Here is a 9,293-nt window from a genome sequence, read left to right as displayed (position 1 = left end):
CTTTAAGTACGTTCCGCTCCGGCTCTCGGAAGCCACCATTTTCGGCTCGGGCTGACCTGAAGCTCAACCAGCCGAGCCGTCCAAACAAAAAGGCGGCACCTAAGCGCCGCCTTTTCTTTTTCGACATCGAGCTTGTTAAGCCGCCGGCTGCGCTTCGATGGTGCGCAGCGCCTGCATCTGACGCTTGGCGGCGGCCTTGACCGCGTCCTGCACCTTCTCGAAGGCGCGCACCTCGATCTGGCGCACGCGCTCGCGGCTGATGTCGAACTCGGCCGAAAGCTCTTCCAGGGTCAGCGGCTCTTCGGCGAGGCGGCGCGCCTCGAAGATGCGCCGCTCGCGGTCGTTGAGCACCGACAGAGCGCCCGACAGCATGGCGCGCCGGCTTTCCAGCTCGTCCTGCTCGATCAGCATCTCTTCCTGGCTTTCGTGGTCGTCGACCAGCCAGTCCTGCCATTCGCCGGACTCGCCCTCGCTTGCCCGGATCGGGGCGTTGAGCGAAGCGTCGCCCGACAGGCGGCGGTTCATCGACACCACTTCCGCCTCGGAAACGTTGAGGCGGGTGGCGATCTCGGCGATCTGGTCGGGCTTCAGGTCGCCATCATCGAGCGCCTGGATCTTGCCCTTCACCTTGCGCAGATTGAAGAACAGACGCTTCTGATTGGCGGTGGTGCCCATCTTGACCAGGCTCCACGAGCGAAGGATGTATTCCTGGATCGAGGCCTTGATCCACCACATGGCATAGGTGGCGAGCCGGAAACCACGCTCCGGTTCGAATTTCTTCACGGCCTGCATGAGGCCGACATTGCCTTCCGAGATCACCTCGCCGATCGGCAGGCCGTAGCCGCGATAGCCCATGGCGATCTTGGCGACGAGCCGCAAATGGCTGGTGACGAGCTTGTGGGCAGCCGTGGTGTCCTGATGCTCGGCGTAGCGTTTCGCGAGCATGTACTCTTCCTGCGGCTGAAGCATCGGAAAGCGACGGATTTCTTCCAGGTAACGGGCGAGACCGCCTTCACCGGAAACAATACTGGGTAATGATTGGGCCATGATAGCGCCCCCTCTCTCTTTGGAGTGGATGCCCCCGAAAACGCGGCGGGCACACGCCACGGATGCCAAAGGCTCATCCGCGACAACCTCTATATATAGGAACAAAACCAGAAAAGACAGGCATTTGTTCAACGCTAAACAGTCTGTCACGCTGAAGTGAACAACGCCGGTCAGGTTTTTGATGGCTGGTTTACAGCTTGCTCATGGCGGGTCGGTTCAAAGTTTTCGGAAGTCGCCGACGAGTTCCTCCATGTCTCCCGGTATCGGCGCTTCGAACCTCATCGTTACATGGGTGGTCGGATGCTCGAATTCAAGGAGCCAGGCGTGCAAGGCCTGCCGTGGAAAGGCTTTGACCTTGGTCCTCAAGGGTTCCGGCAGCCGGTTGGCCTTGGTGCGGAAGGCCTGGCCGTAATCCGGATCGCCGACAACCGGATGGCCGATATGGGCCATGTGGACGCGGATCTGGTGGGTGCGGCCGGTCTCCAGCCGGCATTCGACGAGGCTCGCGGTGGCGAAAGCCTGCTGATCCTCGCCGAAGCGCTCGACGACGCTGAAATGGGTGACGGCATGGCGAGCATCGTCGCGGCCCTCGGGAACGACCGCGCGGCGCACGCGGTCGGCGGCTCGGCCGAGATGGGCGTCGATCGTGCCGGTCGGCCGCTGCGGAATACCCCAGACCAGCGCCAGATAGGCGCGCTCGAGATCGCCGGTGCGGCCGTGGTCGGCAAAGGCTTCCGACAGGGCCTTATGCGCCCGGTCGGTCTTGGCCACCACCATGACACCGCTGGTTTCCTTGTCCAGCCGGTGGACGATGCCAGGCCGCTTGACGCCGCCGATGCCGGACAGGCTGTCGCCGCAATGATGGATCAGCGCATTGACCAGCGTGCCGGTCCAGTTGCCGGCGCCGGGATGCACGACCAGCCCCGCCGGCTTGTTGATGACGATCAGTTCGTCGTCCTCGTAGAGGATGTCGAGGGGAATGTCCTCGCCTTGCGGCTCGGCCGGCTCGGGCGCGGGCACCAGAATCTCGATCCGTTCACCGGCGATCAGCTTGCGTTTGGTTTCCAGCACCGGCTTGCCGGCGATGGAGACGGCGCCCTGTTTGATCAGCGCCTGCACGCGGCTGCGCGAAAGCTCCGGCCCGAGCCTGGCGGCAAGCCACTGGTCGAGGCGCTGGCCGGCGGCGTCGGCGCCGGCTTCCAGCGCGACAGCTTCGCCGGATTCCTCGTCCGCCAATTCGTCCTCTATCAATATCGGGGTCTCTTCGTTATGAGCGCTCATCGAAACCCGTTGCGGATTGTTTAGCCATGGCCCGGCCGATCGCCGAAGAAGACGAGGAAAAGCCGCTCGACCCCGCGGCCGAGAATGTGCGCCGCAAGCTCGTCCGCTTCATGATCGTCAATCTCGGCCTTCTGTTCCTTGCCCTTATGGTGGTGATCGGCGCGCTTGTCTACAAAGCCCGCAACGCGCCGGTGGCCGGACCGGCGCCTGCCGGCGATGTCCAGGTTCCGGCCGGCGCGCCGCTCTCTGGCGACATCGTGCTCCCTGTCGGCGCCAAGGTGGTCAGCCAGTCGCTCTCGGGCAACCGCCTGTCGATCGACGCCGAGCTTGCCGACGGCAGCCGGTCGATCTTCGTCTACGACATCGCCGAGCGCCGCATCATCGGCCAGTTCGCGATTCGCAACAAATGAGCGGCTTTGCCGAATGCCGCAGCGTCGCGACCGTCGCGCTCGTCGTCGGCAATTACGACGAGGCGGTTCGCTGGTATGTCGAGCGGCTCGGCTTCGTGCTCATCGAGGATGTCGACCTTGGCGGCGGCAAGCGCTGGGTCACCGTCGCGCCGGCCAAGGGCCATGGCGCGCGGCTGCTCCTGGCGGAAGCTTCCGGCGAGGAGCAGGCCAGCCGCATCGGCAACCAGACGGGCGGCCGGGTCTTTCTCTTTCTCGAAACCGACGATTTTTCCCGCGACCACCAGGCGATGCTGGCGAAGGGCGTCGAGTTCCGCGAGGCGCCGCGCCACGAAGCCTATGGCACGGTGGCTGTGTTTTCCGATCTCTACGGCAATCTCTGGGACCTGATCGAGCCGAAACGGCAGTCCTGACACAGCCAATCCGTAAAGTGGTTCGGGTGCCAGAAACCCCAGTTGCTTTTTCGCGGCCGCCAGCCTATGTAGCCGGTTCTTGAGCGCGCCCATCGTCTAGCGGTCAGGACACCGCCCTCTCACGGCGGGAACAGGGGTTCGATTCCCCTTGGGCGTACCAAGCTTCCGAAAACCCGACTTTCGAAAAGACTCCAACAGGCTGGTCATTCCGCGGCCAGGGAGACGGTGGCGGCGAGTCCGGCTTCGGTTCTTTCGCGTGATGCCTGTTCCAGCAACCGCGACAGGTGCTGGAGGTGCATCGACTGCGCATCCTCAAGCAATTGCAGAAAGTTGGATGCCTTGCCCCGCGGCAACCGGCGGCGCTTCAGCGCGGCGATGCGCGCCCGCTGGCACTTGATGTGCCGCTCCGCTTGCAGAACGTGCCGTTCCGCCATTTGGATGTCGTCAGCCAGTGCCATCGGCCCTAAACGGTCACTGCGGGCAGAGAGTTCCGTAGGGGTCACCATCGTCAAGCGGAAAATGGCGGAAATCCGCCGTTTCGGACGATTTGGCCAAAGTCGTCCCCACTTTTCGTCCCACACTTTTTTGCGGCTTTAGTGGCACCGATCGGCATGTCCTCGGATCACGTCGCGATTCTTTGCGTGAAAGGGTGCCAAGTTCGATATCTTATCGAGCGCTTTTCGGCGTTTGCCGACGCGCAGCTTTTGGGGTCCGCTTTCGCCGCCGGAATGTCTGAGATCGGGTGGTTAGCGGACCGTCCGGTTGTGGGTGGAAAGCAGGCGCTAAACCACTCCACCAGCCTCTGTAACCAGCGATCGCGCCATCGTATATGCCGTAACTGCACTCAAAACTGGTACAGAGTTAATCCGCGTGTGCAGGTGGTTCGGGTCACCCCAATGCAGCCTCTTTTTTGATCGCTGATCTAAGCTCGTCACCGGCCCGCAGCACAGTTTCAGGACGTCTTTTGATGGAGAACGAGATGCTTCGAGGGGGATGCCGCGGTGGAGCGGTGACGTATCAAATAGCGTTGGAGGATCTGCCGGCGAGTTACGCCTGCCACTGCGAAGATTTTCAGACGTGGAGTGGAAGTGCGTTCGCGCTGCACGCCACGCTACCTGAGTCAGCTGTCTGCTTCGAAGGCGCGGCCACGACCTTCGCTTTGAACGGCGCGGAACGGGCCGCCTCAGAGCATATCGGGTGTGAGGCTTGCATGACCCGCCTTGCCAATCGTAACTCGGCCGTTCCCGGAATGCTGATACTTCGTGCGGGGACGCTCGTCCGGAGTAGGGAGATCGAACCCTACGTGCATATCTGGACTTCTCGCAAACAGCCTCGGATCGCTTTGCCGGCTAACGCTCAGGCGTTTCATCGCACTCCTACACCCGCAGAGTTCCAAGCGGTTGTAGCGACCGCCGCGGAAGGACGGCGGACCTGAGGTGGCGGACGACATCGCGAAGCGCTGCCCGCCCTCCCGAAAAGGATGGTGAAACGGGAAGGATTGTAGGTGCTCTGCGACCGCCCGAGCTTCGGGATTTGATCTGATGTTTGCGACAAGCCGGCAAGCGCATGAATGTGGCTGACACTCAGCCAACAGTGGAGTTCAACTGCTTTTCCATAACAACAAGTTCCAGGTCGGGGCGCAGCGGATGACCGACCGAAGGGTCGTCGTAGGGGAATGCTAGAGTTTCGCCCGTCAGCTCGTATCCACGCCGGCGATGCCAAGCGATCAATGCCTCACGCTGCCGGATCACCTCCATTCGCATCCGTGGCGCCCCAGCCGCCGCGGCCTGTCGCTCGACCTCCTGCTTGATCAACTTTCCGATGCCCGCGGTCTGCTCGTCCGGAGCCACGGCGAGCATCGACGTATGCCACGCGCCATCGTCGTCTATCGCGATGTTGATGCAGCCGGAGATCGCGCCATCCGTCAACCGGCGCAGCAGAAGAATGCGTTCCCGCGCGATGAGCGCACGAACGCCCGCCTCGCCGATGCGCGGTCCATCAAGCAATCCACGCTCGTTGGTCCATCCCTCAACTGCGCCATCGGCCCTGTATGCCCCGTTCACGACTGACGCTATTGCAGCGGCATCGCCCGCCACGGCATCAACGAAACGCAATTTTTCGGCGACATGCGCGACGATGCCGGTCTGGCCCGGCGCGACGTCATCCGCCATGGTGTGGCGATCGGGGAAATCGCCTCCGTTCTGCGCACGGAACGGGATTGGCGCGTCGGTGAACAGCCCGGCGAGTCGCGCGCGCCAGCCCGCCTTGATCGCCTCGACCTCTTCGGCGGTGGAGACATGGCCGGCGCTGTAGACAGCGTGCGTGGGCAGCACATCCATGCCCGGATAGAAGAGCGCGCCGTGGGTCAGCGGAAAGAGCAGCTGCTCAATCGGCGCGTTGATCCCGCGCGGGCCATAGTCCGCCACAGGTCCACCGGCCTGAACATTTACCAGCGCGCGCTTGCCCTTCAGGATGCCGTCCCCGAAGCGAAACTCGTTGGTGCCGTTCTGGTAGCCATAAGCGAAACCAAAGGCATAGACGCGTTCGATCCAGCCCTTCAGGATCGCGGGCACGCCGTACCACCACAGCGGGAACTGCAGGATTACCGCGTCCGTGGCAATGAGTTTGGCCTGTTCGGCGACAACATCCGGCGTCTGGTTGCCGGTCGTATAGGCATGGCCCGATTCCATGATGAACGACAGCCGGTCGGGATTGGTGCGGACGGGAAAGTCGTCGGCGTCGAACACTGCTTTCCACTTCATACCGTAAAGTTCGGATTGCACGATCTCGTGTCCGGCGGCGCCAAGCGTCTCGACAGTAACATCGACCAACTGCCGGGTGAGCGACGTTGGTTCGGGGTGCGCAGATACAATAAGGATATTCTTCTTCATCATGCTTCTCTGGTCTCTATCGTGGAGTGGGGGCGCTTCAGCGCTCGCTGGGATGTACCCAAGCCAGCGGCTTCACCGGATCATCAAGCTCGGTATGGGCCAGCGCGTTGGTGAAGTTGGAGATGAGCTTGGCGGCAAGCCCTATCAGCACTTCGAGCGCCTGACGCTTGGTTAGCCGGCATCGATGAATGCCTCTGACGGCGTCGCCAAGCAGGCCCAGGGCCAAGGGCACATGTTTCTCGACATAACAGGCGGCATCGAAGCGTGCCCGCTCAGTATTGGGATAAAGAAAACTGACGATGATCATCCTTGCCTCCCGCGGGAGGGATTGGTGAAGCTCCCGCGTCGAGGCTTGCAGGATGAAGGCTTTTCAGCCATATTTGAAATCGATTATATTTTATCCGGAAATAAATGTGGTGGATACCAGCCGCATCGACCTCAACCTTCTGGCAACGCTCGAAGTGCTGCTCGCCGAACGGAACGTCACCAAGGCGGCGGCGAAGCTGCATCTCAGCCAGCCGGCAGTCAGTGCGCAACTCGCGCGGCTGCGGGATTTGTTCGACGATCCGTTGCTTCTTCCTGCCCAGCGCGGAATGACCCCGACCGCCAAGGCAACAGAACTTGCCCCGCAATTGCGCGAGGCGTTGGATCGGGTGCGCTCGACACTGCAGTCCCACAGGGACTTCGATCCCGAAACGGCGCAACTCGCTGTGTCGATCGCTTGCTCGGATTATGTCCAGGCAGCCGTTGTGATGCCGCTCGTCTTGGCGCTCCGGCGGATAGCACCAGGCGTGCGCGTGGCGGTTTGGCACCTGTCCCCCGCCCTCATGGAGCAGCAGTTGGCGAACGGCGATATCGATTTGGTGATCGCCACACCCGATCCCGCGATGCCGCATCTACGTGCATGTCATCTTTACGACGAAACATATGTCCTCATCGGCAGGCAAGGCCACCCGGATCTGAAGCCTGGTCTGACGATCGAGAACTATGTCAGGCTGGAACATATCGTCGTCTCACGGCGAGGCGGCAATTTCGAGACACCAGTTGACGACGCCTTGGGAGTTCTCGGTTATCGGCGCAATGTCGTCATGTCAGCGGGCTCGTTCTTGTTCATTCCCGAAATTGTTTCCAGCAGCGATCTTGTCGCTCTCGTACCCAGGCGGCTGTTTCGTGCCCAATCGGAAAGGCTGATGATCATCGATCTGCCCTGGCTGAGCGAGCGGTTCGATATCGGCTTGATCTGGCACGAGCGTTGTCACGGCCATGCCGGGCAGCGCTGGGTTCGCGAATTGATCGGAAAGCTGATGGTCGAGGGCGAAGACGACGCGCCGCGCGCCTAGACTAATCGGGCAGCGACAGGTTTCCGCAATCGCCGAGGCTATCGAGTTCGCCGCTGCTTCACAACCTGGGCCGGTCCGAAGAACGCCCGCACTAGCTCGGCTCCTCGGAAAATCGGGTTGTTGAGCTGAGCCAACGAATCCGGTCCTCAGTTTCCTCAGCGCGGCCCTAGACCGCGAGAAGGGGCCAGAGCGCGTCGACCTAATGGTCCAGGTGAGGCTGCCCGGTGGCTGGATCGCCTCCGCTCGCCGCGAGCGGTCGTGACGACGCAAGGCATTGAAGTCCTGCGCCGCCAGCGCCACGCATCGCGCTTCGGAAACGGAGATCTCCACCTTCAGGAGCGCGCTCCCGACACCGTCGCGATAAAGGCGCGCAGGTCGGCCAGCATCAGTTCCGGCTCTTCCAGCGCGGCGAAATGCCCGCCTCGCGGCATGTCGGTCCAATGCAGGATGTTGTAGGTCTTCTCCGCGAACGAGCGCGGCGGCGGCAAGAACACCGGATCAGGAAAGGCCGCAACGCCGGTCGGCACCTGGATGCGGGTGCCGGCCGGAAGCATCAGCGACTCCTCAATCCGGCTGCCGTAGTAGATCCAGGTTGCAGTCACGAACGATGCCGGCGCAATGTAGAGCATGATGTTGGTGAGGAGTTCCTCCTCGGAAAACTTGCTCCAGATGTCGGGGGCGCCATCGGCGGTAGTCGGAAGATCCGCCCACTTGCCGAACTTTTCGAGTATCCAGCCCGCCGCTCCGACCGGGCTGTCGGCCATCGCGACGCCAAGCGTCTGCGGACGGGTTTCCTGCTCGTGAAAGTAGGCCCTCTCCCAATCGGCAATCGCGGCCCGCTTGGCGGCGAAGGACTTCTCCTCGTCGGTCGTCGGAGCGGCATCCTCCGCGCGCACGGTCATCATGTTAATATGGATGCCGAGCAGAGCGTCCGGTCGATCATGCGCTGCCCAGGCCGCGATGCCGTGGCCCCAATCGCCCCCTTGAACGAAATACCGCGCGTCGCCGAACAGTTGGATCATCAGCCCATGCACGAGCGCAGCAGCCCGCCGCGGGCCGATCGGGCGCGTGATCGGGTTTGAGAACGCGAAGCCAGGAAGCGAGGGGACGACAACATGGTGCCCGTCCGCTGCGAGCGGCTGCAACAGCCGCTCGAACTCGAGATACGAGCCCGGCCAGCCGTGGAGAAGCAGGACGGGCGGCTTGGAGCCGTCGCCTTTCACATGAACGAAGTGGAGGTGCTCGCCTTCCACGTCGGCCGTGAAGTTGGGCAGCGCGTTGAGGCGCCGTTCGACCGCACGCCAGTCGTAGCTGTCCCGCCAATAAGCGGCGAGTCGCTTGAGGTCATCAACCCCGACCCCCGCCGACCAGCCTCCCGCATCCGGCAGCTGGCTCCAGTCATAAGCCTCGACCTTGGCTCTGATCGTGGCGAGCCGTTCGTCAGGGACGTTTATTGTGTAGGGTGAAATCATGATGTTCTCCGCTTAAGCTGGGATGCGGTTCCAGGAAGAGGGTGTCCACGAATCCGATATTGTCGATCGATGTACTGAGAGCCGAAGACTACTCGGCATTACTGCTCGGTACGTCGCCGAGGTTGAAATCGAACCTTCCGCCTGTTGTTATCCAACGAATGGATACCAGAAACCTCGATCTCGGCCTCCTCGTCACGCTCGAAGCCCTACTGGCAGAAGGGAACGTCACGCGTGCCGGCGTGGGATGGTCTGACCCAGCGCGCCGTCGAGCTTCGGCAACCGTTGCATGACGCGCTGGAGGGTGTCCGCAGGGTTGTGGCAGATGGAGTGCCGTCCGACCCAAGGTCTTCGGTCCAGGTTCAGAGCTAGCGGCAACATGTCCCTTCTGGCGTGGTGTCGCGGATTGAATTAGCATTGCATCATGCTGCCCTGGCCGAAGGCG

General features: G+C 62.2%; 9 protein-coding genes and 1 tRNA gene. 4 read left to right on the top strand and 6 right to left on the bottom strand.

Annotated elements, in window-relative coordinates; translation table 11 throughout:
- Nucleotides 1-135: 135 nt before the first annotated feature.
- Both rpoH and EOA23_RS10925 read right to left on the bottom strand, forming a co-directional pair.
- Nucleotides 136-1,047, bottom strand: coding sequence for an RNA polymerase sigma factor RpoH (rpoH, locus tag EOA23_RS10930; protein ID WP_126064089.1), 912 nt, complete (start codon nucleotides 1,045-1,047; stop codon nucleotides 136-138).
- A gap of 216 nt (nucleotides 1,048-1,263) precedes the next feature.
- Nucleotides 1,264-2,328 carry an RluA family pseudouridine synthase gene (locus EOA23_RS10925; RefSeq protein ID WP_127304038.1) on the bottom strand — a complete coding sequence of 355 codons (1,065 nt, stop codon included), beginning with the start codon at nucleotides 2,326-2,328 and terminating at the stop codon, nucleotides 1,264-1,266.
- 26 nt (nucleotides 2,329-2,354) lie between these two features.
- Here EOA23_RS10925 and EOA23_RS10920 point away from each other — a divergent pair, with 26 nt between their 5' ends.
- The 3 genes from EOA23_RS10920 (at nucleotide 2,355) to EOA23_RS10910 (ending at nucleotide 3,308) form a co-directional block, all read left to right on the top strand.
- On the top strand, nucleotides 2,355-2,738 hold the full coding sequence (locus tag EOA23_RS10920) for a fimbrial protein (protein WP_127304036.1): 384 nt from the start codon (nucleotides 2,355-2,357) through the stop codon (nucleotides 2,736-2,738).
- Complete coding sequence (locus tag EOA23_RS10915) at nucleotides 2,735-3,148, top strand: VOC family protein (protein WP_127304034.1); 414 nt, start codon at nucleotides 2,735-2,737, stop codon at nucleotides 3,146-3,148. The genes EOA23_RS10920 and EOA23_RS10915 overlap by 4 nt, the downstream gene beginning before the upstream one ends.
- An 85-nt stretch (nucleotides 3,149-3,233) precedes the next feature.
- A tRNA-Glu gene (locus EOA23_RS10910) sits at nucleotides 3,234-3,308 on the top strand.
- A 43-nt stretch (nucleotides 3,309-3,351) separates the two neighbouring features.
- Here EOA23_RS10910 and EOA23_RS10905 read toward each other — a convergent pair.
- From EOA23_RS10905 to EOA23_RS36075, 3 genes are all read right to left on the bottom strand, one after another.
- Nucleotides 3,352-3,606: a hypothetical protein gene (locus EOA23_RS10905; protein ID WP_127304032.1), complete on the bottom strand. Its 255-nt coding sequence runs from the start codon at nucleotides 3,604-3,606 to the stop codon at nucleotides 3,352-3,354.
- Between the two features lie 1,125 nt (nucleotides 3,607-4,731).
- Entirely contained in the window at nucleotides 4,732-6,042 is a 1,311-nt protein-coding gene (locus EOA23_RS35655; RefSeq protein WP_127884673.1) for a GNAT family N-acetyltransferase, read from the bottom strand.
- Between the two features lie 34 nt (nucleotides 6,043-6,076).
- Nucleotides 6,077-6,346 carry a hypothetical protein gene (locus EOA23_RS36075; protein ID WP_210212481.1) on the bottom strand — a complete coding sequence of 90 codons (270 nt, stop codon included), beginning with the start codon at nucleotides 6,344-6,346 and terminating at the stop codon, nucleotides 6,077-6,079.
- A gap of 52 nt (nucleotides 6,347-6,398) precedes the next feature.
- Here EOA23_RS36075 and EOA23_RS10885 point away from each other — a divergent pair, with 52 nt between their 5' ends.
- A complete protein-coding gene (locus EOA23_RS10885) occupies nucleotides 6,399-7,379 on the top strand; it encodes a LysR family transcriptional regulator (protein WP_245474122.1) in 981 nt (326 codons plus the stop codon).
- 332 nt (nucleotides 7,380-7,711) lie between these two features.
- Here EOA23_RS10885 and EOA23_RS10880 read toward each other — a convergent pair whose 3' ends face one another.
- Complete coding sequence (locus tag EOA23_RS10880; RefSeq protein WP_127304030.1) at nucleotides 7,712-8,851, bottom strand: epoxide hydrolase family protein; 1,140 nt, start codon at nucleotides 8,849-8,851, stop codon at nucleotides 7,712-7,714.
- Between the last annotated feature and the right edge of the window lie 442 nt (nucleotides 8,852-9,293).

Origin of the sequence: Mesorhizobium sp. M2A.F.Ca.ET.042.01.1.1 (assembly GCF_003997405.1) — a bacterium.
In the GTDB taxonomy this organism is placed as follows: domain Bacteria; phylum Pseudomonadota; class Alphaproteobacteria; order Rhizobiales; family Rhizobiaceae; genus Mesorhizobium.
The sequence above is the reverse complement of the archived record's forward strand: the minus strand, read 5'-3'. Positions and strand labels throughout refer to the sequence as shown.

Excerpts from the sequence above, each read along its gene's own strand:
- EOA23_RS10915 (WP_127304034.1), top strand. The coding sequence starts at position 2,735 with ATGAGCGGCTTTGCCGAATGCCGCAGCGTCGCGACCGTCGCGCTCGTC.
- EOA23_RS10880 (WP_127304030.1), bottom strand. The coding sequence starts at position 8,851 with ATGATTTCACCCTACACAATAAACGTCCCTGACGAACGGCTCGCCACG.
- rpoH (WP_126064089.1), bottom strand. The coding sequence starts at position 1,047 with ATGGCCCAATCATTACCCAGTATTGTTTCCGGTGAAGGCGGTCTCGCC.
- EOA23_RS10925 (WP_127304038.1), bottom strand. The coding sequence starts at position 2,328 with ATGAGCGCTCATAACGAAGAGACCCCGATATTGATAGAGGACGAATTG.
- EOA23_RS36075 (WP_210212481.1), bottom strand. The coding sequence starts at position 6,346 with ATGATCATCGTCAGTTTTCTTTATCCCAATACTGAGCGGGCACGCTTC.
- EOA23_RS35655 (WP_127884673.1), bottom strand. The coding sequence starts at position 6,042 with ATGATGAAGAAGAATATCCTTATTGTATCTGCGCACCCCGAACCAACG.
- EOA23_RS10885 (WP_245474122.1), top strand. The coding sequence starts at position 6,399 with ATGAAGGCTTTTCAGCCATATTTGAAATCGATTATATTTTATCCGGAA.
- EOA23_RS10905 (WP_127304032.1), bottom strand. The coding sequence starts at position 3,606 with ATGGCACTGGCTGACGACATCCAAATGGCGGAACGGCACGTTCTGCAA.
- EOA23_RS10920 (WP_127304036.1), top strand. The coding sequence starts at position 2,355 with ATGGCCCGGCCGATCGCCGAAGAAGACGAGGAAAAGCCGCTCGACCCC.